We start from the raw sequence: 19,832 nt of genomic DNA, 5'->3' as shown, positions 1-19,832 counted from the left end.
CCATTGGGGAAGGCGCCAACTATGGTCGAAAGCGCTTTCCAATTCCTTGACGCGCTTCACACTTCCGCGCATCAGCGGCGCTAAAAAACCGGCAAAACGTTTGCTAACCTGATGAATTTCTTGAAAAACGTTTTTATACCGAACAAGAGGCAAGGGCCCCTGTCAATCCCCGCCTGGCCCCGGTTTTTCGGTACGTGATCGAGTCCATAAAGTTGTCAATCAGATACCATTGACCCCTTTTCATCCCCTCTGACGCTGTTATGTTGAGGCCCGTATACCACTTAATGGCTAATCATACGGAGTCCACCATGGCGACATTCAAGTTCTACATTCCCGCGGTCAACCTGATGGGGGCGGGCTGCCTGCAAGAGGCGGCGGCCGACATCCAGGGTCATGGCTTTCGCAAGGCGCTGATCGTCACCGACAAGATCCTCAACCAGATAGGCGTGGTCGCCAGGCTCACCGCCCTGCTGGCAGAACATGGCATTGAAAGCGTGGTTTTCGATGAAACCAAGCCGAACCCCACCATGACCAACGTCGAATCGGGTCTGGCCATGATCAAGGCCCATGGCTGCGACTGCGTCATCTCCCTCGGGGGCGGATCCCCCCATGACTGCGCCAAGGGGATCGCCCTGGTGGCCACCAACGGGGGCAGCATCCAGGATTACGAAGGAGTGGACTGCTCCGCCAGGCCGCAGCTGCCGCTTATCGCCATCAACACCACTGCCGGCACCGCCTCCGAGATGACCCGTTTTTGCATCATCACCGACGAGGCGCGCCAGGTGAAAATGGCCATCATCGACAAGCATGTCACCCCGCTGATGTCGGTCAACGATCCCGAGCTGATGCTGGCCAAGCCGGCCGGTCTCACCGCCGCCACCGGCATGGACGCCCTGACCCACGCCATCGAGGCCTATGTCTCCACCGCCGCCACCCCGGTCACCGATGCCAGCGCCGTGATGGCAATTCAGCTTATCGCCAATCACCTGCGCACCGCCGTCAACCAGGGGGACGACCTGCACGCCCGCGAGCAGATGGCCTATGCCCAGTTCCTGGCCGGCATGGCCTTCAACAACGCCAGCCTCGGCTATGTGCACGCCATGGCCCATCAGCTCGGCGGTTTCTATGACCTGCCCCACGGGGTCTGCAACGCCGTGCTGCTGCCCCACGTGCAGACCTACAACGCCCGGGTGAGCGCCGCCCGTCTGAAGGAGGTGGCCCGCCACATGGGGGTGGATGTGAGCGCCATGAGCGACGCGCAGGGGGCCGAGGCGGCCATCGCCGCCATCAAGCAGCTGGCGCTGGATGTGAAGATCCCGGCTGGGCTGGAGCAGCTCGGTGTCAAGGCAGATGATTTCGACGTGCTGGCCAGCAACGCCCTGAAAGATGCCTGCGGCTTCACCAACCCCAAGCAGGCAAGCCACGAAGAGATAGTCGCCATCTTCCGCGCCGCCATGTGACGGAGCGATTATGTGTCAGGGCCGCCACGCGGCCCTTTTTATTGGCAGGAGGATCAATGGCTTTTTACTTCCGCACGGGGAGTGGGTATGATTTGCCGAGCTAAAAAGACTGTATGGATGATCTGAACCCGATATGCGGATGAAACACCTGATTGCCGCGGCCCTGACCGCCCTCACCCTGTCCGGTTGCAGCCTGGTCTATCGCATCGATATTCCTCAGGGCAACTATGTGGAACAAAAGCAGGTCGACAAGCTGCGCCAGGGCATGACCCGCGAGCAGGTCGAGTTCGTGCTGGGTTCTCCCATGCTGCGCGACGGCTTTGACCCCAACACCTGGTACTATCTCTATGAGTTCCAGCCAGGTCGTGGTGACAAGGAGCGCAAGGAGCTGACCCTGAACTTCGTGGGAGACAGACTCGCCACTGCCACGGGTGACTTCCCCCTCCCCGCCGCCTTCACGACCCCGCTCTGATAGCATCATAAAACCGGCCAAGGCCGGTTTTCTCTTGTCTGGCCTCCGATCGGGTTTCACAGGGGCGCGCTCCCTGAACCATGATCAAGGAGGTCAACACCCCTCGTCATCCCCTCAAGGAGATCACATGAGCCAGATCCTGATCGCCGGGGCAACCGGTTTGGTCGGCCAGGCCCTCATCCGCCAGCTCGGCCCCGAGCACCAGCTGACTCTGCTCTGCCGCCAGCCGGGCGAGGCGGCCCCCAATCGGCACTGGCTGCCGGTAAACTTCGAACGCCTCGACGAGGTGGCGCTGCCCGGCCCCGTCGACATGGCCTTCTGCTGCCTCGGCACCACCCGCAAGGACGCCGGCTCCGATGGGGCCTTTCGCCGGGTCGATCACGACTATGTGCTGGCCTTTGCCGCCCTCGCCCGCCGCCACGGCTGCCGGCGCCTGCTGGTCGTCTCCAGCCTGGGGGCCAACCCCGGCTCCCCCGCCCTCTATCCCCGCACCAAAGGACAGATGGAGCTGGCCTTGCTGGCCCAGGCGTGGCAGCGGCTCGTCATACTGCGTCCCGCCATGCTGCTCGGTCATCGCCAGCCCCCGCGCAGGTCCGAGCAGATAGTTCAGGCCATCTATCCCTGGATAAAACCCCTGCTGCTGGGGCCCCTCAGGCGCTGGCGGGCCATAGAGGCGAGCCAGGTGGCGCACGCCATGACGGTGCTCGCCAGGCAAGAGAGCGGCATAGAAACGGTGCAAAACGAGCGGCTGCTGACCCTGTAAGGCCCAGGCCAGTGCTACCCCTGTGATAAAACATCCAATAGAAAAGAGGCGCCATGGCGCCTCTTTTCATTGCTCGGTCTCCCCGCATCAGGTCGATTCGCCGTCGTCCCGTTTGCGGTGCACGTCGGGGCGCCCGCCGGTGACCACGTCGGCCCGTCCCTCTTCCTTGGCCTTCTCCGCCCGCTTCTTGCGCATCTCCTTGGGATCGGCGATGAGAGGACGGTAGATCTCGATGCGATCCCCGTCCTGCACCGGCTCGCTCCCCTTGACCGGACGGCTGTAGATGCCGAACTTGTTGACCGAGAGATCGATCTCAGGGTGTTTCTGCACTATGCCGGACTGCTCGATGGCAGCCAGCACGCTGGTGCCCGGGGCCACTCGGATGCACAACACGGTTTGCCGCTCGGGCAGGGCATAGGCCACTTCGACATTGAGCAGATCAGACACCGTAGACCACCTTGGCGCGGTTGGAGAAGGCGAGCACCATGGAGCCCACCAGGTCGCGGAAGATCTGGCCAAAAGCCAGCTCGATCAGCTTGGAGGTAAATTCAAAGTCGAGATCGAACTCCACCTTGCAGGCATCCACATCCAGCGGCGTGAAGGTCCACCAGCCCGCCAGCTTGCTGAAGGGGCCCTCCACCAGCTCCATCTTGATGGCGCGGTTGGCATCGAGCAAGTTGCGGGTGGTAAAGGTCTTGGCGATGCCTGCCTTGGCCACATCCACCGAGGCCATCATGTAGTCCTCACCCGTCTCGTGAACGCGGCTGCCGACACAACCGGGCAGAAACTCGGGATAAGCGTGAACATCATTGACCAGACGGAACATTTGTTCCGCGCTGAACATCACCAGGGCACTGCGAGTAATACGGGGCATGGGCTTTCCTCATCCAATCGGGCCGATTTTATCACCTTGCTAGCCAAAATCACCGCCGAAACTGCTCACCTGGCCGCCACGCGCGCAATTGCCCCCCTTTGCGGCCCCGGATGACCAGCTTGAGATCACCTTGCCGGCCAAAAACATCACCGAACTGCTCACAAAGCCGCCACTCGAGTGGTTGCGCGTTTTACAGCCGCCGCCACCCACGTATAATGCGCCTTCCTAAACATTGCCGAAGGCCCCCGTCATGAGCAAAAAGAACAGTAAAAACAAAGCCGGGTCCAGCACCATTGCACTCAACAGAACCGCCCGTCACGAGTACTTCATCGAAGAGCGCGTGGAAGCCGGTCTGTCCCTGCAAGGGTGGGAAGTTAAATCCCTGCGGGCGGGCAAGGCCAACATCAGCGAAGCCTATGTCATCTTCCTGCAGGGCGAAGCCTTCCTGTTCGGCTCCAGCTTCCTGCCGCTGAACGCCGCCTCCAGCCACGTGGTGTGTGACCCGACCCGCACCCGCAAACTGCTGCTGAGCCGCCGTGAACTCGACAAGCTCGAGAGCCTGACCGCCCGCCAGGGCTATACCATAGTGCCGCTGGCGCTGTACTGGAAAGAGTGCTGGGTCAAGGTCGAGATCGGCCTGGTGAAGGGCAAGAAAGAACACGACAAACGGGAAGACACCAAGGCCCGGGAATGGGACCGGGAGAAGGCCCGCATCATGAAGAACAAGAACCGCGGTTGATTGTGCGTCGCCAGCTCCCGTGGGGCGACCAATAAACCAGCAATCGACCGGCCCGTGCCGGTCGATTGCCATCAACGCCTTGCCATGGCAGGATTTTTGCGTACAATCGCTTTTGACAACTTGGGGCTGATTCTGGATTCGACAAGATTCACGAAACCCAAGGTGCATGCCGAGGTGCGGTAGGCCTCGTTAACAAACCGCAAAAAAATAGTCGCAAACGACGAAAACTACGCACTCGCAGCTTAATAACCTGCGCTGAGCCCTTCTACCCTAGCTTGCCTGTGTCCTAGGGAATTGGAAGGTCATCCTTCACAGGATCGTGTGGAAGTCCTGCTCGGGGCGGAAGCATTAAAACCAATCGAGCTAGTCAATGCGTGGCGTGTCTCTCCGCAGCGTGTTGGCGAATGTAAAGAGTGACTAAGCATGTAGTACCGAGGATGTAGTAATTTTGGACGGGGGTTCAAATCCCCCCAGCTCCACCACCTTCTAAAGCCCTGATTCGTCAGGGCTTTTTCTTTATGGCTGGTCAGGGAGTGACACACTGAGGTGTCACATATGCTCTATCCCGGTCTCATCAAAAACCGCTGTGGTGTCTACTGCTACCGCCTGATCTTCCCCCCATCCCTCCGCCAGTACGGCGCTCCTCGTGAGACTCGCTTCTCACTTGGCACAAAAAATCGCGCTAAAACGGGAGAATTGTGGATCCATGCTTTCCAACTTGGCAGGCTCCTGCTCGACGAATTATTGGCATTAGTTCAGGAAGTCGATCAGGAAGTAAACATGGCTGAAATCTCAGAAATCATGAAGGCGAAGATCGCCGCGAAAAGAGAACAAATCCGGCTCGGGGAGCAGTTGGCCGCACTGCAAGACCAGATTAACGAGCAGCGTCTTGCAGCACTGCGCTCTCGCAAGGAGCTGGCGACAGCTCAGGCTGTAACTCAGAAGGCGAAGGAGCTGGCCCGTACTGCGGTTGGCATTGCCCAGCGGACACAAGGCCAGCTCATTGAAGCCCGGCGGACGGCGGACGCTCTCGCCTCGTTGCCAACAACGCTCAACGCCGAGCCGGTGCTCGTCGGTAGTGCCTTGGTTGCCCCTTCTGCGCCCGGTCAATCGTTGGAATGGCTGGTGGCCCGATTCAACGAGCACAGCGAACATGTGGAGAAGCTCAAACCCAAGACCCTGAGCCAGCGCAAAAGCAATCTTGCGCGTTTTCTCGATGTTCTCGGCCCGCTGAACAGCGCGGCGCTTGTTGCTGCCGATATTACCCACTATCGAGAGGTTATCCGCACGCTACCGAAGAATCTCCCGAAACAGCCAATTTGGAAGGAGCGTCCCGAGGATCCCTTGCTGCGGCGTAACTGGTATCTGGGCTTAGGCAAGCAGGGCCTGCCATCCCTGTCCGAGCAGGGACAGATGACCCACTTCCATGACGTTAAACCCTTTCTTAAATGGCTTAAGGCTGAGCGGTATGTCGCCGAGGATTTCAGCAACATGCTGACCCCCATCAAGAACGATGCCGACTATGAAGAAGGCGGACAACCCTTCACTCAGGAACAACTGGGGAAACTAGTTAATAGACTCTGGCGAGCCGACAGTAGGCTTCCCTACGAACAGCCGAAAGACTGGCATTTCTGGGCTCCATTGCTGGGACTGACTACCGGGATGCGCGGCGATGAAATTGGCAGCCTCACTGTGGCCCATGTCATTGATGTAGGAGGCATAGTCATGCTCAACGTGCCGGGCTCTAAGACCCCCAACGCCGAGCGCCTGATACCGCTCCCGGATGTAGCTTTGAATGCGGGTTTTATGCAGTTGGTGGAATGGGCGCGGATGTCTAGTGACGACGCGAGACTATTTCCGGGCTGGGTACTTGGCGGCGACTCAGAGGCGCCAAACTACTCACACAAGCTGGGCAAGTGGTTCAACCATTACAAGGGAACCGGGTTGTTGGCAAAGCTGGACATTTGGCAAACCGATCATCAAGTCAGCTTTCACAGCCTGCGGCATACCTTCGCCACATGCGCCCACCATGCAGACACAGACCTGAAACAGATACAGATGATCTTGGGACACGGCTCCGATTTGCGGAAAACCTACGGCTTGCCAGCCCCTAGGGATTTAGGCGCGACGGTGGACTATATCAAGCCAAATGTCAGTTATAGCCCACGGATGCAAGAGGCTTGTGCAACGCTGCGCAACGTCATAAACAGTGTCGATTTCGGCTGTGACCTGACCGGGGTTAATTGGTTGAACTGGCGAAGAGCCAAGAAAATGGGGAATTTGAAATGAGATCCGACATCAGCTTCGAGGACGTCCTGCTGTCCATACAGGCTAGGGTATTGAGCGTGTCGCTGCCCTGTGGGTGCCGCCTGTCTAACGGTCGCCATATCCATCATTGCGAAGGCGTCTGCGAGTGGTTTCAATGGAGCGAGCGCGAATTATCACAGGCAGGGAAAAGGGCGCTCTGGACGCTACTGATCCAGAGTGGCTTCGATGACATCCAGCACGTTTCACCAGCTGACGTGCTGGATTATCTCGACGAGAGCGACAACGGAACGCTCCCGGTGTCTGCTGCCGATTTCAATCTGAGCCTGATGCTGGGGCGTGAGGTTCTGGGGGTGACTCGTCAGGTGGTGGCATAGCTGCGAAAGGTTTGATTCTGGGGGCCTGGAACGCCCCCTGTGCGTTATTGCCGCTATGCCATTGGTACGGTGCCGGATGCTCGCTGAAGAGCTCTAAAGCGGTTTTTGTAAATCGTCCCGGTACTGTCTCACACGTTTACGATCCCCCTTACACCTGACACACCCCGCACATCTACTTTTACTACAGGGTCATTAACCGTCCGTTACCGGGTCAGATGCTTTCTGGTCAGACATCATCCTCCCTTCCTAGGTTAGTGGCTACCCACTTATCTAGCTCGGCAAGCATTGCATCTAGGGGATCTATGCCGGGTGTGCCCGTGTGGTCTTCAGCCTCGATTTTCAAAATTGCAGTGCTGACGTTCTCACTGGGGGATGAGTAGGGAGCTGGTTTTTCTAGGACTTTGGTTTGTGTGGGGCTGGTGGTCTGACTGCTCCGAGCAGCAATGCACTGTTCACTAACCATCGCGACCATGTTCTCATAAATGGCTTTGCCTTCTCGCGTCATGGAGTGGGGGAAATAATAAATGCCCTCCCCCTTCACCACATTCTTAGCCATATAACCAGCCACCCACGAGATAGCATTCCGCACACCATGGCGGCGCTTTATTACCAGTTGCCGCCTCGCGTCGCTACCGCTCCACTTCCCGCCCATCTTCTTAAGTGCTGCGCGTTGCGCGTCCGTGACGTTGCCGGGTGTGAGGGTGTGCAAGTGGGCGCGACCCTCTTTGTCCCTCTCAAGGTTGAAAGAGACATCGAGGCCAAAGATCTCGTCCAGCTTCTTTCGTGCCGAGTCCCTAAGATGCTCAAGGGATCGCTGGGCCTTCTTTTCGGAAAAATTCAGAGTTATGGCTGAATACTCACCTCGACTCGCCTTTAGGTGTCCGAGAATTCCAAAGGCCCACCGCTCAGGTCTGGATAGTTCATCCCATTCAGGGAGGGGGTGTTTCCTCCAATCCTTCCTGACTGCAATCAGGATCTTGTTTTGGTCACTATCAGGGGTAATACCCATAACCACGGGTCGGATCATTTTCTGCGGGTCTTGGTTAGCAGCAAGGCACGCCAGCTCTAGGTTTTGCCGTGCAATTTTGCGTCTCAAACCACGTTCAAAATTTCCATTTTTCCGATTAGAGCGCCGTCCCAAATCCGTCTCTGCATGGTTTGCAAAATGCCATTGCCTGCGAGGCGTGCCATGTGCGTATGAGTCACGTTCTATCCGTTCGCGGATGATCCTCACACGAAATTCAACAACCTTAGGCCGTTCTAGTATTGATGACCGGTCATTGTTCACCGGGTTTTCTGCTGGTATGATCATTAATGTAATTCCTTTATGCCGCCTCATTGGGCGGCTTTTTTTATCGCTCGCCAACGGCAAGCCCTCTTTCCAATCTCTTTCACGCCTGTGAAGCGCGTACAGCGACAACTGACCGGTTAGGGCCGGTGTCAGTACCTATGGGGATTCCAACGAAAGGACGCCGCGAAATGGGCGTTAGCGAAGAGGTAGGGCCGACTCATCGGCCAAAATTACGGAGTTACTTTGCGACATGGGCGGGGTCGCCGTCAACCTGCATCACTATGGCGGCACATCGCCCCAGCAATCGCGCTCGGCCCTGATAGCCAATATCTCCTCGTCTGTGTAGTCTCTCACAACCAGCTCCGGCAGGGCTTCGACCACCTCCGGCTCCGCTGCCAGTGTGAGTACCCGGCGCAACCCATCAGCGGCTAGCTTGCTGGCTGTGGCACACGCTGAAAGGATCTTGGCCGCTTGGTGCCTGTCACATTCACTATCAATCGTTAGGCTCTCTAACAGCTCGGCTGTCTTGGTATGGATTTGGTTGCAAAGTGCAACCTGTGACCGGACGAGGCGAGCGCCCTCCGAGGCGGCGAACTCAGAAGATAATGAGGCCCGCAATCCGGCGCGGGCCTCCTCTATCAACTCCTCCCGCATCGAGTCGGGGCGAACACCTGAACGCCCCCGGATCCGTTTCACTGTGGATAGGCTGATTCCCGTCTGCTCGGCGATAGCAACAATAGGCCATCCTGCCGCGAGAGCTGCGGCGACCTGCGCTTCAAGGGCGGGGGAGGTGCGACGCATCGCGGCCCCCCTCTATTCCGAGCGCATCACACGGGGTCAATTGCTCCCATCGGGTGATTGCCAGCTCCACAATTTGCGTAGGCGACATATTCAGAGCACTGGCCCATATCGCCACACGTTCCGCGACTGGACGGGATAGCCGTATTACTTGGACTGTTTTTTGCGGCTTCATGCTTTCCCCTCTCCATGCTCCAAACCCTGCTGCTGTTCGCAGAACATCGTCCATAAACGCGCATTCCCATTTTGATATGTCAGGGTTGCCGCCCGCTCATTGTCATTGGCTATGGGGGCTACTGCCGCCGATTGTGGGATCCTAGACAGCATGGAGACAAAGAAATCATTTTCTACTGGCACATGCATAGAGATCAGATCCACCCCGGCAGGTGATACGAGCAAGGAGCGGACGATCTCGCGCAACCCTAACACCTGCTGCAATGCGAAAAATCTCCGGCTATCCATACGCCTCGCCTCGCATAGATTACGAACAGCCCCATAAAGCCGGGTATCAATAACCCGGGCCTGCTCTTCATTGGTCTTTTGAACCTCAAGGATTACATCGCGAGCCGCCACAACGTCCCCCTTATCCATCAGTTCCAAAGCGTATGAGAGCTTGCCCGCTGTCACACCATGCGCCTGTTCGAAACGCGTTTCCGGGATCATGCTTTACCTCCATTGCGGGCCAATGCCGCCGCTATACGATACGAGCCGCCAAGGCTTCCACGCTCAATAGTGCGCTGACGCTGCTTCTCGATTTCCTCCTTAACCTCCATGCGCATCCTGTCCGCCGAATCTAGATAGGTCTCACGCTCTTCAATCCAGCCGGTTTCCCCTTCACCAGTGATGATCTCGTCGTCTTCAATCTGCTCAACCGGCATACCGGCAAGCTCTGCTAAAAACGCTTTGTCCCTACCTTCCAGATAGTGCGCATCCTCACCCATCCGCTCTGCGAGCTGACGCTTCAATATTGAAACCTTCATGTATAAGCCTATAAATCTCAATAAGTTACAATGATTTCATGTTACACAAATAGATGACCGATCACCACATTAAAGACAAAAAAATACCGGCGCTTGGCCGGTATGTTGTTGCTTTATTCGCGTGCTGTTTGGGTCGTCATTACGCTGCTTTGCAGGCTCGCTTCACACTGGCGGGTGAAATCCCAAAATGTTCGGCGGTCGCCTGGATGCTTGCGCGGTTTTCCTTCCGCCAGATAGCAACGGCGGTATCGTCGATGGTCTTCTCACGCCCTAATGCTTTGCCCTCTGCCTTGGCCTTGGCGATCCCGGCCATCTGACGGGCCTTGATATTTGAGCGTTCCAGCTCTGCGACAGCGGCCAGCATGGTCAGCATTGCCTTACCGATTGGCGTGGATAGGTCGAACCCCTCCCGCAAGCTGATAATCGACACGCCCTTGGATTGCAGCGCCTCAACAGTGTTCAACACGTCGATGGTGTCACGCCCAAGACGGTCAACGGCGGGAACGATTAGCGTATCTCCCTTCCGCACAAACTTGAACAGCTCGGAGAATTCCGGGCGCTCTAATGCCTTCACTGCACCAGATATCCCCTCGTCTGCAAACCACGTTTCCACCTTGTGGATCTGCTCAATGCTGTGGCGCTGAGCCTCTACGCTCTGCTCGCCAGTGCTTACCCTCAAATACCCGATGACCGCCATAACAATTCCCCACAGGTGGCTCAAAAACTATAGCTCACAATATAGTGGTGGCTCATATCAAAATCAACACTTTTGAGCCACCCTTTTCAGTGGGGGTGTTTAGGTGGCTCAAAAGGTACAATTTATGAGCCGCACAAGCCGTGCTGTTCACTAGCTACTATCTGATGCCGATAAATGCGTGCAAAATGTTAGATTGCGCAAAGTTACTGAGCAAAGCTCTACGTATAATTAGCTATTTCATAAATAGGAGATGTAATGGCATGGATAGCAAACCTATTCACTTAACAGTTTTATTACTTTTAGCAACGAATTCTTATGCAGCTTTAGATGAAAAAGAGTTTGCAAAATGTGCAGCTCTTGAGGGGGATTTACACCGACTGGAGTGCTTTGATCAACTGGCAAAAAATAATAAACTTGAAGGCCCGCAGGTAGTTCCTACAGCTATAGCTGACAAGGGTAAGTGGTATGTATCGGTTAAGGAAAACCCAGTTGATGACTCCAAAACTGTGACTTTGATTTTGGATGCGGACTCCGGCGTTAGTCGCTCAGGAAGTCCCATTTCCATTATTGCAAGATGCCAAAGTAACAGTACAGATTTATATATTGCCTGGGACGACTATCTCGGGGGTGATGCCTATGTTCTAACTAGAGTAGGTAACAATAAAGCTGTTACTCAGGAATGGAGTCTGTCCAGTGATAGTAAAGCGTCCTTTCATCCAAGGCCAGTTCAATTCTTAAAAGAAATGTTCACATCAAACAAGCTTGTAGCCCAAATAACACCGTACAATGAAAACCCAGTAACGGCTATTTTTGATACTTCAGGCTTAGAAAATGCAATTAAACCCCTCAGGGAAATTTGTAAATGGTAATAATATGTGATTTGGATTCGCTGAATTCTAAGCCACATAATTCAAATGACAATTAGGGAGTTGAACTGGCGTCCAAAATTTGGTGTCATAGTGAAGGGTCACAGAAATGATTCGCTGGAACAGGTCATCTAACTGATTGATCTGAAATGATAAACTAAAGATTGGTTGTCACCTCCCCCCAGCTCCACCAAACGTTTGGAAAAGGCCACTTCGCAGGAAGTGGCCTTTTTTTGTGGATTGCGTTCATGCCTGAGCCAGCTCTGGTGGTCTGTCTGGGGCGCTGTAGCGGGCGAGATGGCCCTGATGCCGCCCTCTGCCGGGGCAGAGGGCGCGCCTCGCGAGGGAGACTAGTCGCCGGAGGTCAGGACCAGCCGGCGCCAGGGGCCCGTTATCTCGCAGTGGCCGGTCTCGTCCGTGTTTTGCCAGCCCAGGCGGTGATAAAACGCCAGCGCCGTGGTGTTGCGGGTGGCCACCTTGAGGGATGCCGGGGGCTTGTGTCCGGCCAGCCCGGCGGCCAGCAAGGCCCGCCCCATTCCCTGCCCATGCCAGTCGGCCACCACATAGAGGTGATGCACGAAACTGTCCAGGCCCCAGATGGAGACGAATCCGCAGGGGGTACCGCCCTTCTCCGCCACCCAGATCTGCTCCCCCCGGGTCTGCTCGGCAAAATCCTCCAGCCTAAACAGGGAGGGCTCTACCCAATGGAAGGCCTGCCGCCTCCCCTTGAGGAACAGCTGTGCCAGCATGGGTTCATCTGCATCTCGCATCATTCTGATCATGAAGACATCCTTGATTTGCCTGCTCACTGCCTCCCACTCTCGATGGATCCCGTCGCCGTGTCAAATCGGCAAGCTGGACCCTCTTGAATACGTGATGCTGTGACGCAGGGCTGCCTATTTTATCGCCTTAGGGGCTATACTGCCTGGGTCCCGTCCATGACTGGTTTGAGGTTCACTGATTTATGGATAACAAGCAAATAGAAGGCAGCATTCTGGTACCCGCCCACATCGACGATGTCTGGCGGGCCTGGACCACGGAGAGCGGTCTGCGCAGCTTCCTGGCGCCGGAATGTCTGATGGTGCCGGAACCCAACGGTCCTTTCGAAATCTATTTCAGGCCAGAAGCCCCCCTGGGAGAGCGCGGCAGTGAAGGGTGCCGGGTGATGGCGGTCATGCCCCATGACTTGCTCAGCTTCAGCTGGAATTTCCCGCCCCAGTTTCCCCATATCCGCCAGCAGAAGACTCAGGTCAGCCTGCGCTTCGTGCCCGAAGGTCAGGGCACCCGGCTCCATTTCCTGCAAACAGGCTGGGCCAATGACCCGGATTGGGACCAGGGCTATGCCTACTTCAGGGAGGAGTGGCTGGAGCTCTGCCTGCCAAGGTTGCAGTATCGCTTCACCCACGGCCCCATCGACTGGAACAACCCACCGGGCAGGCAGCAGTTGAAATCCCTGGCCCAGTGAGGGAGCGATTGAAATAAAGAAGGACCCTTAGTGGGTCCTTCTTTTATGGTGTTCAGGCGGTTATTCCACCGGCTCTTCATCGAACAGGGGGTGGTAGAGCACCTCGCCCTGCAGGCCGGCCAGCCCCCCGGGCTGCAGCTCCATCGCCATGAAGCAGTCGGCGGGTACCTCGTAGATGCAGTGCAGGCCGAAGTCGCTGGCGGGCCTGAAGCCGAAGCGGCCATAGTAAGCCGGATCGCCGAGCACCACTACCGCCTTCCAGTCCATCTCGAGGGCCGTGTCCAGCCCTTCCCGCACCAGATCCGAGCCTATGCCCTGCCCCTGCCAGTCCGGATGGACGGCCACCGGCGCCAGCCCGAGCCAGGGACCTTCCTGGCCGTCAATGGTGATCGGGCTCAGCATCAGGTGCCCCATGAACTCGTACTCTTCCTCCTCGACCATGGTGACCACGGCGGCCCCACACTCGCGCAGGCGATTGACCAGTTCGGCCTCGTCGGGACGACCAAAGGCGGCGCTCACCAGCTCAAAGACTGGCAGCATGTCGCCGGGACGCTCGGTTCTCAACATACAGCGTTACTCCTCGTACAGCAGGGTGGCCATTATTTCACAGAAGTGGCTCCTGACTTGAGCGCCTTTATCCGAAAATGGGAGGGCTGACTCAGGAAAACGAATGGCAATCCATGCGCCAAGCGTCGCAATACCCCCTCTTCCCGCCGACTTTGCCAGCATCAAGCGCCAGGCTCCAGCAATCGCAGCAGATACCCGAGGCCAAGCTCGCCCCTGTCCTTGAGCAGGACACCGCCACCATGGGCCTGCACCCCGGGGGCCCCAGGCGCCAGCCAGGCGAGCGGATGGCACCTGACCGTCAGCCCTGCGGGTAGGCGCCGCTCACCGCCCGCCCCGGCCCCTTCCATGAAGAGCGCCACCTCCTGCCCCCCGACTTCGTCCTCATGGAGGATGGCCACCGCCACCCGCTCGTCCTCGAGCCAGGGGGCCAGCGCCTCCTTGAGGTCGTCCGGCAGGCACGGCGGGCGATCCAGCCGCCAATGATCCAGTTCAGCGGGTTGGCGCGCCGACCCGGGCCGCCGCCCGCAATGGTGCATGCCGAGCTTGGCCATCACCCGGCCGGAAGCCAGGTTGCCCGGCATGTGGCGGGCGGTCAGAGCGGGCAGACGCAGTTGCTCGAAGGCAAAGGCCCTGACCAGCAGTGCCGCCCGGGTGGCCAGCCCGCGGTTTTGCCAAGGGACCCCCACCCACCAGGCCAGCTCGCCGTGCCAGTGCAGGGAGATGACCCCGAGCAGGGGGGCCGGCTCATCACCCATGGGCAATGTCAGGGCCCAGGTCCGCCCCAGCCCGAGGGCGGCCTTGCGCCCGCTCATGGCGAGCCAGTCGCGGGCCGCCTCCGCTGGATAGGGGTGAGGAATATTGAGGGTGTAGCGGGCGAGCGCCTCATCCGAGCAGTAGCGCAGGACGGCTGGCTCGTCGGCGGCTTGCAGTGGCCGCAGCACCAGGGCCGGAGAGGCCGCGCCCCCGGGTTCACGCAGCAGGGGGGTGGTCAGGCGCCGGGCCAGCAGGCGTTGCAGCGCGGCGGCCAGATCCCCATCGGCGCCGAGGAGCATATCCGCCCCATTGGGCCCCAGGGTGAGCAGGCCGCTCTCCTTGGCCAGGGTCAGGAGGACGCTGGAGGCAGAAACCAGGATCTGGCGACTCGGGTCCGCCGTCATGAGGGGTGACTCACCCTCCCCCAACCAGGCGGCGAGCAAGCCGCTGGCCGAGAGGGTGCCGTCAGGCGGGCAGCGGGCCCAGGGCGCAGGGGTCACTGCCACTTGCTCGCAGCGCCTGCCGCGCAGCAACTGCCAGCGGTTGCCCTGCCCCTGCCACGCCTGCAACGCCCCCTGCCAGCGAGGCCGCCAGAGCGCCTCTTCTATCAACAGTTCCATCCTTCCCCCTGCGACCGCCGAACGGCGCAGCATAACCGGCTGCTAATGGTTTGTTAACCCATATCTTTAGCATGGTTAAACGGCATACCCCATGAAAAAATGCCATATGGCCAGCTTGATGGCGGTCACATTAATGCCCCCCTTCCCTTCCTATCATGCCCCCATCTCGCAGCGGCCAGCGCCGCTCGTGAATGACAACGCATAACAAGAGAACACACTATGCAGCAAACCACTCCCCTCAAAACGGTGTTAGTCAGTACCCTGGCGACCGCCCTGCTGATCTTCGTGGCCCAGTACCTCATCGGGAAACAGGAGATCAGGATAGGCATCGCCATCATCCCCATACTGCCCATGCTCTTTGCCGTCATCATCGGCATGATAGTCTCCGCCAAGCCCGTCAAGGATCGCATCCCGGGCTGGAAGCGCCTCTTCAGCGAAAAGGAAGAGGGCTTCTGCGGCAAGATGGTGGGCTTCAGCCTGCTGATCCTGGGTACCCAGTACGCGGGCATGATCATCCCCAACCTCAAGATGATCCTGAGCGTCGGCGTGCCGCTCTTCCTGCAGGAGATAGGCAACCTGCTGCCCATCCTCATCGCCATTCCGCTGGCGGTGAAATTCGGCTTCGGCCGTCGCGCCATCGGGGCCTGCTCCTCCATCAGCCGTGAGCCCTCCGTCGCAGTGATTCAGGGCAAGTTCGGCACCGGCTCTCAGGAGTACATAGGCGTGCTCGCCATCTACCTGTGCGGCTCCGTCATCGGCACCCTCTGGTTCAGCGTGCTGGGCAGTATCGCCCCGCTCACTGGTCTGCACCCGCTGGCCCTGGCCGCCGGCTCCGGCGTGGGCTCAGGCTCCATGCTGAGTGCCGCCTCCGGCGCGCTGATCAACGGCCTCGACGAGGCCCTGGCCCAGCAGGTGCTGAGCATAGCCGCCGCCTCGAACCTGCTCTCGTCGGCCCTGGGCGCCCTCTCCCTCACCTACCTGGGGTTGCCCCTTGCCGAAAAGATCTATGCCCTGACTGACAAAGGAGAGAAAGCATGAAGAGCATCGTGATGGATATGCGGTTCGTCTTTCTGGCGATCCTGCTGGCCATGTTTACCCAGACCCTGACCACGGGCACCCCGCTCTGGCTGATGGGTGACAGCTTCATCGCCATGTCCCTGGTGGTGTTCGCCTCCCTGGTGGCCAAGCGCTATCTGCCCTCTTCGCTGCCGGCCTTTGCCTATGCCACCATCATCGGCATCCTCATCTGCCTGCCCGAGACGCCGGTGCGCGGCCTCTTCATCGACGCCGTGGCGAAGATCTCGTTCCTCTCCTGCTGCGTGCCGCTGCTGGCCTTCGCCGGCCTCTCCGTCGGCGGTCAGCTCGAGGAGCTCAAGAAGATGTCCTGGAAGGTGATCCTCATCTTCATGATCGTCTCCACCTGCTGCTTCTTCGGCGCCTCGCTGGTTGCCCAACTCGGCTTCTCCATTCAAGGGATCATCTGATGAACCACTACCATATCGAACCTGACCTGCTTGCCCTGCGCGATTTCAGCCACGAGGTACGCCACCACCTGCACCGCATCCCGGAGTACTCCGGGGCCGAGTTCAAGACCTCAGCCTACTGCCGGGGCTTGATGGAGGAGTTTGGCTACAAGCTCACCGAGTATCCTGGCTTTACCGGTTTTCACGGGGATCTGGTCGTTGATCCCACACTGCCCACCATCGCCTTCCGTGCCGACATGGATGGTCTGGAGATGCACGACATGAGCGAGGTGGCGTTCAAGTCCACCCACGAGGGCATGGCCCACAACTGCGGCCACGACTCCCACATGGCGATCGCCCTGACCACCGCCAAATTCCTGGCAGGGCACCAGGATCGGCTGCGCTACAACGTTCGCGTCATCTTCCAGATGGCGGAGGAGGACATGCGGGTGCCGGGGGCAGATAAGATGGTGGAGCTCGGCTGCATGAAGGGGGTGGACGAGATCTACGCCCTCCACAACGACGGCGCCATGGAGACGGGCACCATCAAGTTCAATCAGGGGGTCATGTCCTCCTGGGGCTCGGCCTGGACCCTGGATGTGCACGGCATCTCAGCCCACGGCTCCACCCCCCACAAGGGGCTGGATGCCATCCGCGAGGCGGTGCGCATCATAGAGGACATGGACTACATAGTCGCCAAGCGCACCAGCCCGTTCAGCCCCGCAGTGTTTGGCTGCGGCATGATCAACGGCGGCACCATCCCCAATGCGGTGGCCGATCACGTGCAGGCCCGCGGCACCATACGTGCCATGGACGCCGAGACCGACCAGATCCTGAAAAACAGCTTCAGGGACATGGTCGCCCAGAGCGAGCTGCGCGGCTTCAAGACCACCATGGTCCATGCCGGCTACCCGGCGGTGGAGAACCATGGCGAGGCCTGCGAGCGCCTGCTGCAGGCCGCCGCCGACGTGCTGCCGGCCGAGGGCATCAACCCCCGGGGCCAGCCCATGACAGGCAGCGAGGACTTCAGCTACATGATCAACGCCACCCCGGGTCGCAAGGGGGCCATGTTCTTCCTCGGCAGCGGCTGCCAGGCCAAGGGGATCTGTAACTACCTGCACGCCAATCCCTACTACCTGGACGATGACTGCCTGCTGATCGGTGCCCAGATCTTTGTCAATCTGGCGACCAGGGCAGCCTGAGGGGCAACAGGGGCTCTGCAACTACCTGCATGGGAACCCCTACTATCTGGACGATGACTGCCTGCTGATCGGCGCCCAGATCTTTGTCAATCTGGCGACAGGGCAGCCTGAGGGGCAACAGGGGCTCTGCAACTACCTGCATGGGAACCCCTACTACCTGGACGATGACTGCCTGCTGATCGGTGCCCAGATCTTTGTCAATCTGGCGACCAGGGCAGCCTGAGGGGCAACAGGGGCTCTGCAACTACCTGCATGGGAACCCCTACTACCTGGACGATGACTGCCTGCTGATCGGCGCCCAGATCTTTGTCAATCTGGCGACCAGACGCGATTAATCCCGCATACCGATAAACAAAAGAGAGGCCAATGGCCTCTCTTTTTTTGTCTCTGCCATTTCGCGCAGCATCGCAGCCCCGGCTATTTGTCTCTGCCATTCAGGGCCGCAGCACAGATCCGGCGCTACAACCAGGGCAGGGTCGCCGCACTGGCGGGGGTCGACTGGTTGAGCAGCGCCAGCTGCACCGTCTCCCGGCTCACGTGGGGGGCATAGAGGTGGATGAAGTCATACATGTAGTCCCGCAGGTGGGCGTGCCTGCGCAGGCAGACATGGGCCACGCTCGAGGCAATCAAGTGATCTATGTTGAGGCAGACCAGGCTCTCCCTGTCCCCCTCGTCGAACGCCGAGGTGGCGATCACCCCCACCCCCATACCGAGACGCACATAGTGCTTGATGATGTCGCTGTCGGTGGCGGTCAGCACTATGCGGGGGCTGAGGCCATGACGACCGAACGCCTTGTCCATCTTGGAGCGACCGGTGAAGCCGAACACATAGGTGATGAGGGGATAACGGGCCAGATCCGCCATGGAGAGCGGCTGGCAGTCCAGCAGTGGATGACCGTGGGGCACCACAACACCGCGCCCCCAGCGGTAGCAGGGAATGGTCGCCAGCTCGTCGAACAGGTGCATGGACTCGGTGGCGATGGCCATCTCCACATCCCCGTTTTGCACCATCTGTGCCAGCTGGGCCGGCGCCCCCTGATGCAGCTGGATGCTGACCTCGGGGAAGCGGTGAGAGAAGGCGGTGATCACCGACGGCAGCTTGTAGCGGGCCATTGTATGAGTGGTGGCGATGCGCAGCACCCCGCTGGTGGCCAGCTGATCACCGAGGGAAAGTTGACCAATCTGTTCGACCTGGGCCACCACCCCCTTGGCCAGCTCCATCACCTGCTCCCCCATGGGGGTCAGGCCCACCAGGTTCTTGCCCTTGCGGGTGAACAGCGCCAGCCCCAGCTCGTCTTCCAGCATCTTCATCTGCTTGCTGAGGGTCGGCTGGGAGGTGTAGAGCTTCTCCGCCGTCGCCGAGATGTTGAAGTTGTTCTTCACTATCTCGGTGAAATTCTTGAGCCTGGCGATGTTCATCAGGGCGCCAGCCGCTCTATGTGCCAGCCATCCCCCTCGCGGCTGTAGTAGAAGCGATCGTGCAGGCGATGCTCGCCCCCCTGCCAGAACTCCACCGTCTCGATGACCACCCGGAAACCGCCCCAGAAGCTCGGCAGCGGCACCTCGCCATTGGCAAACTTCTGCTTGAGCTCGAGGAACTTGGCCTCCAGCACACCGCGGGCCGAGATGCGGGTCGACTGCTTGGAGACCCAGGCGGCTATCTGGCTATCCTTGGGGCGGCTGTGGAAGTACTTCATCACCTCGAAGGTGCTCATCTTCTCCACCCGGCCTGTCACGTGTACCTGGCGGTCCAGGGTGTGCCAGGGGAAGAGCAGGCTGATGCGGGGATTGCCTTCCAGCTGATGTGCCTTGCGACTGCCCATGTTGGTGTAGAACACCATGCCCAGGGCATCGTAGTGCTTGAGCAGCACTGTGCGCTGCCAGGGCTGGCCGTCGGCATCCACTGTGCCCACCACCATGGCGGTGGGGTCGGTCAGCTTGGCCTCGCACGCCTGGGCCAGCCACTTCTCGAACAGGGCGAGAGGCTCGGCCGGCAGATCGGCCCGGTGCAGTCCACCCCTGGTGTATTCACGACGCAGATCAGCCACATCCATCATCTTGATTTTCCTTCTCTCTTTCTTTGCCGCCCGTGCGGCTATGGGTGGAGGCATTGTGCGACGAGCACGGCATGGGTACAAGCCTGGGGGCGGCCAAATGCCGACACCAAAAACAGAAAGGGA

General features: G+C 59.0%; 24 protein-coding genes and 1 other RNA gene. 13 read left to right on the top strand and 12 right to left on the bottom strand.

Annotated features, from left to right (window positions below):
- The first annotated feature begins 308 nt into the window (after positions 1-308).
- The 3 genes from yiaY (at position 309) to AB5Y91_RS20930 (ending at position 2,695) form a co-directional block, all read left to right on the top strand.
- The gene (yiaY, locus tag AB5Y91_RS20940) at positions 309-1,460 is read left to right on the top strand and encodes an L-threonine dehydrogenase (RefSeq protein WP_368170674.1); all 1,152 of its coding nucleotides are present in this window, start codon (positions 309-311) and stop codon (positions 1,458-1,460) included.
- Between the two features lie 133 nt (positions 1,461-1,593).
- Positions 1,594-1,932, top strand: a complete 339-nt coding sequence (locus AB5Y91_RS20935) for an outer membrane protein assembly factor BamE (RefSeq protein WP_005325779.1) — start codon at positions 1,594-1,596, stop codon at positions 1,930-1,932.
- Between the two features lie 127 nt (positions 1,933-2,059).
- The gene (locus AB5Y91_RS20930) at positions 2,060-2,695 is read left to right on the top strand and encodes an NAD(P)H-binding protein (RefSeq protein ID WP_368170673.1); all 636 of its coding nucleotides are present in this window, start codon (positions 2,060-2,062) and stop codon (positions 2,693-2,695) included.
- 87 nt (positions 2,696-2,782) lie between these two features.
- On the opposite strand, the gene AB5Y91_RS20925 is transcribed toward AB5Y91_RS20930, so the two are convergent.
- Complete coding sequence (locus AB5Y91_RS20925; protein WP_106887445.1) at positions 2,783-3,142, bottom strand: RnfH family protein; 360 nt, start codon at positions 3,140-3,142, stop codon at positions 2,783-2,785.
- Positions 3,135-3,569 (bottom strand): SRPBCC family protein, encoded by a 435-nt coding sequence (locus AB5Y91_RS20920; protein ID WP_043133123.1) that lies wholly within the window; start codon positions 3,567-3,569, stop codon positions 3,135-3,137. The genes AB5Y91_RS20925 and AB5Y91_RS20920 overlap by 8 nt, the downstream gene beginning before the upstream one ends.
- Positions 3,570-3,819: 250 nt before the next feature.
- Between AB5Y91_RS20920 and smpB the strand changes: the two genes are divergently transcribed.
- The 4 genes from smpB to AB5Y91_RS20900 all read left to right on the top strand — a co-directional run bounded on the left by smpB (position 3,820) and on the right by AB5Y91_RS20900 (position 6,950).
- Entirely contained in the window at positions 3,820-4,308 is a 489-nt protein-coding gene (gene smpB / locus AB5Y91_RS20915) for an SsrA-binding protein SmpB (protein ID WP_025326288.1), read from the top strand.
- A 122-nt stretch (positions 4,309-4,430) separates the two neighbouring features.
- Positions 4,431-4,790: a transfer-messenger RNA gene (gene ssrA / locus AB5Y91_RS20910) on the top strand.
- Positions 4,791-4,863: 73 nt separating this feature from the next.
- On the top strand, positions 4,864-6,597 hold the full coding sequence (locus tag AB5Y91_RS20905; protein WP_325782520.1) for a site-specific integrase: 1,734 nt from the start codon (positions 4,864-4,866) through the stop codon (positions 6,595-6,597).
- Complete coding sequence (locus tag AB5Y91_RS20900) at positions 6,594-6,950, top strand: hypothetical protein (protein ID WP_201997218.1); 357 nt, start codon at positions 6,594-6,596, stop codon at positions 6,948-6,950. Before AB5Y91_RS20905 ends, AB5Y91_RS20900 begins: the two co-directional genes overlap by 4 nt.
- 226 nt (positions 6,951-7,176) lie before the next feature.
- Here the strand turns inward: AB5Y91_RS20900 and AB5Y91_RS20895 are convergent, their stop codons facing one another.
- The 5 genes from AB5Y91_RS20895 to AB5Y91_RS20875 form a co-directional block, all read right to left on the bottom strand.
- Positions 7,177-8,262, bottom strand: coding sequence for a hypothetical protein (locus tag AB5Y91_RS20895; protein ID WP_147323370.1), 1,086 nt, complete (start codon positions 8,260-8,262; stop codon positions 7,177-7,179).
- 258 nt (positions 8,263-8,520) lie between these two features.
- Positions 8,521-9,042: a helix-turn-helix domain-containing protein gene (locus tag AB5Y91_RS20890; RefSeq protein ID WP_117405132.1), complete on the bottom strand. Its 522-nt coding sequence runs from the start codon at positions 9,040-9,042 to the stop codon at positions 8,521-8,523.
- Between the two features lie 168 nt (positions 9,043-9,210).
- Positions 9,211-9,702 (bottom strand): hypothetical protein, encoded by a 492-nt coding sequence (locus tag AB5Y91_RS20885; protein ID WP_069651784.1) that lies wholly within the window; start codon positions 9,700-9,702, stop codon positions 9,211-9,213.
- Complete coding sequence (locus tag AB5Y91_RS20880) at positions 9,699-10,004, bottom strand: hypothetical protein (RefSeq protein WP_147323371.1); 306 nt, start codon at positions 10,002-10,004, stop codon at positions 9,699-9,701. Before AB5Y91_RS20880 ends, AB5Y91_RS20885 begins: the two co-directional genes overlap by 4 nt.
- 154 nt (positions 10,005-10,158) lie before the next feature.
- The gene (locus tag AB5Y91_RS20875) at positions 10,159-10,716 is read right to left on the bottom strand and encodes a recombinase family protein (protein ID WP_117405136.1); all 558 of its coding nucleotides are present in this window, start codon (positions 10,714-10,716) and stop codon (positions 10,159-10,161) included.
- Between the two features lie 260 nt (positions 10,717-10,976).
- On the opposite strand from AB5Y91_RS20875, the gene AB5Y91_RS20870 reads away from it, so the two are divergent.
- Complete coding sequence (locus AB5Y91_RS20870; RefSeq protein ID WP_103243504.1) at positions 10,977-11,585, top strand: type VI secretion system-associated protein TagO; 609 nt, start codon at positions 10,977-10,979, stop codon at positions 11,583-11,585.
- Between the two features lie 347 nt (positions 11,586-11,932).
- On the opposite strand, the gene AB5Y91_RS20865 is transcribed toward AB5Y91_RS20870, so the two are convergent.
- Complete coding sequence (locus AB5Y91_RS20865; RefSeq protein WP_289975696.1) at positions 11,933-12,364, bottom strand: GNAT family N-acetyltransferase; 432 nt, start codon at positions 12,362-12,364, stop codon at positions 11,933-11,935.
- 182 nt (positions 12,365-12,546) lie between these two features.
- Here AB5Y91_RS20865 and AB5Y91_RS20860 point away from each other — a divergent pair, with 182 nt between their 5' ends.
- The gene (locus AB5Y91_RS20860) at positions 12,547-13,047 is read left to right on the top strand and encodes an SRPBCC domain-containing protein (RefSeq protein ID WP_106887447.1); all 501 of its coding nucleotides are present in this window, start codon (positions 12,547-12,549) and stop codon (positions 13,045-13,047) included.
- Between the two features lie 60 nt (positions 13,048-13,107).
- On the opposite strand, the gene AB5Y91_RS20855 is transcribed toward AB5Y91_RS20860, so the two are convergent.
- On the bottom strand, positions 13,108-13,614 hold the full coding sequence (locus tag AB5Y91_RS20855; protein WP_106887448.1) for a GNAT family N-acetyltransferase: 507 nt from the start codon (positions 13,612-13,614) through the stop codon (positions 13,108-13,110).
- Between the two features lie 161 nt (positions 13,615-13,775).
- Complete coding sequence (locus tag AB5Y91_RS20850; protein ID WP_368170672.1) at positions 13,776-14,987, bottom strand: GNAT family N-acetyltransferase; 1,212 nt, start codon at positions 14,985-14,987, stop codon at positions 13,776-13,778.
- Positions 14,988-15,206: 219 nt separating this feature from the next.
- Between AB5Y91_RS20850 and AB5Y91_RS20845 the strand changes: the two genes are divergently transcribed.
- From AB5Y91_RS20845 to AB5Y91_RS20830, 4 genes are read left to right on the top strand one after another with little or no spacing between them, the layout of a single operon-like run.
- A complete protein-coding gene (locus tag AB5Y91_RS20845) occupies positions 15,207-16,025 on the top strand; it encodes a DUF3100 domain-containing protein (protein ID WP_163156139.1) in 819 nt (272 codons plus the stop codon).
- Positions 16,022-16,471, top strand: a complete 450-nt coding sequence (locus tag AB5Y91_RS20840) for a hypothetical protein (RefSeq protein ID WP_005325846.1) — start codon at positions 16,022-16,024, stop codon at positions 16,469-16,471. Before AB5Y91_RS20845 ends, AB5Y91_RS20840 begins: the two co-directional genes overlap by 4 nt.
- Positions 16,471-17,652 (top strand): M20 family metallopeptidase, encoded by a 1,182-nt coding sequence (locus tag AB5Y91_RS20835; RefSeq protein WP_368170671.1) that lies wholly within the window; start codon positions 16,471-16,473, stop codon positions 17,650-17,652. The genes AB5Y91_RS20840 and AB5Y91_RS20835 overlap by 1 nt, the downstream gene beginning before the upstream one ends.
- A complete protein-coding gene (locus AB5Y91_RS20830) occupies positions 17,624-17,875 on the top strand; it encodes a hypothetical protein (protein WP_368170670.1) in 252 nt (83 codons plus the stop codon). Before AB5Y91_RS20835 ends, AB5Y91_RS20830 begins: the two co-directional genes overlap by 29 nt.
- A 236-nt stretch (positions 17,876-18,111) precedes the next feature.
- Here AB5Y91_RS20830 and AB5Y91_RS20825 read toward each other — a convergent pair whose 3' ends face one another.
- A complete protein-coding gene (locus AB5Y91_RS20825; RefSeq protein WP_262108985.1) occupies positions 18,112-19,071 on the bottom strand; it encodes a LysR substrate-binding domain-containing protein in 960 nt (319 codons plus the stop codon).
- A complete protein-coding gene (pdxH, locus tag AB5Y91_RS20820) occupies positions 19,071-19,709 on the bottom strand; it encodes a pyridoxamine 5'-phosphate oxidase (RefSeq protein WP_139744881.1) in 639 nt (212 codons plus the stop codon). Before pdxH ends, AB5Y91_RS20825 begins: the two co-directional genes overlap by 1 nt.
- Between the last annotated feature and the right edge of the window lie 123 nt (positions 19,710-19,832).

Source organism: Aeromonas sp. R4-3 (assembly GCF_040908275.1).
Classification (GTDB): domain Bacteria; phylum Pseudomonadota; class Gammaproteobacteria; order Enterobacterales; family Aeromonadaceae; genus Aeromonas; species Aeromonas rivipollensis.
This window is presented reverse-complemented; position numbering and strand designations above follow the sequence as displayed.

What these genes read in the sequence shown, in the direction of transcription:
- yiaY (WP_368170674.1), top strand. Translation starts at nt 309, where the DNA reads ATGGCGACATTCAAGTTCTACATTCCCGCGGTCAACCTGATGGGGGCG.
- AB5Y91_RS20935 (WP_005325779.1), top strand. Translation starts at nt 1,594, where the DNA reads ATGCGGATGAAACACCTGATTGCCGCGGCCCTGACCGCCCTCACCCTG.
- AB5Y91_RS20930 (WP_368170673.1), top strand. Translation starts at nt 2,060, where the DNA reads ATGAGCCAGATCCTGATCGCCGGGGCAACCGGTTTGGTCGGCCAGGCC.
- AB5Y91_RS20920 (WP_043133123.1), bottom strand. Translation starts at nt 3,569, where the DNA reads ATGCCCCGTATTACTCGCAGTGCCCTGGTGATGTTCAGCGCGGAACAA.
- smpB (WP_025326288.1), top strand. Translation starts at nt 3,820, where the DNA reads ATGAGCAAAAAGAACAGTAAAAACAAAGCCGGGTCCAGCACCATTGCA.
- AB5Y91_RS20905 (WP_325782520.1), top strand. Translation starts at nt 4,864, where the DNA reads ATGCTCTATCCCGGTCTCATCAAAAACCGCTGTGGTGTCTACTGCTAC.
- AB5Y91_RS20900 (WP_201997218.1), top strand. Translation starts at nt 6,594, where the DNA reads ATGAGATCCGACATCAGCTTCGAGGACGTCCTGCTGTCCATACAGGCT.
- AB5Y91_RS20895 (WP_147323370.1), bottom strand. Translation starts at nt 8,262, where the DNA reads ATGATCATACCAGCAGAAAACCCGGTGAACAATGACCGGTCATCAATA.
- AB5Y91_RS20890 (WP_117405132.1), bottom strand. Translation starts at nt 9,042, where the DNA reads ATGCGTCGCACCTCCCCCGCCCTTGAAGCGCAGGTCGCCGCAGCTCTC.
- AB5Y91_RS20885 (WP_069651784.1), bottom strand. Translation starts at nt 9,702, where the DNA reads ATGATCCCGGAAACGCGTTTCGAACAGGCGCATGGTGTGACAGCGGGC.
- AB5Y91_RS20875 (WP_117405136.1), bottom strand. Translation starts at nt 10,716, where the DNA reads ATGGCGGTCATCGGGTATTTGAGGGTAAGCACTGGCGAGCAGAGCGTA.
- AB5Y91_RS20870 (WP_103243504.1), top strand. Translation starts at nt 10,977, where the DNA reads ATGGATAGCAAACCTATTCACTTAACAGTTTTATTACTTTTAGCAACG.
- AB5Y91_RS20865 (WP_289975696.1), bottom strand. Translation starts at nt 12,364, where the DNA reads ATGATCAGAATGATGCGAGATGCAGATGAACCCATGCTGGCACAGCTG.
- AB5Y91_RS20860 (WP_106887447.1), top strand. Translation starts at nt 12,547, where the DNA reads ATGGATAACAAGCAAATAGAAGGCAGCATTCTGGTACCCGCCCACATC.
- AB5Y91_RS20855 (WP_106887448.1), bottom strand. Translation starts at nt 13,614, where the DNA reads ATGTTGAGAACCGAGCGTCCCGGCGACATGCTGCCAGTCTTTGAGCTG.
- AB5Y91_RS20850 (WP_368170672.1), bottom strand. Translation starts at nt 14,987, where the DNA reads ATGGAACTGTTGATAGAAGAGGCGCTCTGGCGGCCTCGCTGGCAGGGG.
- AB5Y91_RS20845 (WP_163156139.1), top strand. Translation starts at nt 15,207, where the DNA reads ATGCAGCAAACCACTCCCCTCAAAACGGTGTTAGTCAGTACCCTGGCG.
- AB5Y91_RS20840 (WP_005325846.1), top strand. Translation starts at nt 16,022, where the DNA reads ATGAAGAGCATCGTGATGGATATGCGGTTCGTCTTTCTGGCGATCCTG.
- AB5Y91_RS20835 (WP_368170671.1), top strand. Translation starts at nt 16,471, where the DNA reads ATGAACCACTACCATATCGAACCTGACCTGCTTGCCCTGCGCGATTTC.
- AB5Y91_RS20825 (WP_262108985.1), bottom strand. Translation starts at nt 19,071, where the DNA reads ATGAACATCGCCAGGCTCAAGAATTTCACCGAGATAGTGAAGAACAAC.
- pdxH (WP_139744881.1), bottom strand. Translation starts at nt 19,709, where the DNA reads ATGATGGATGTGGCTGATCTGCGTCGTGAATACACCAGGGGTGGACTG.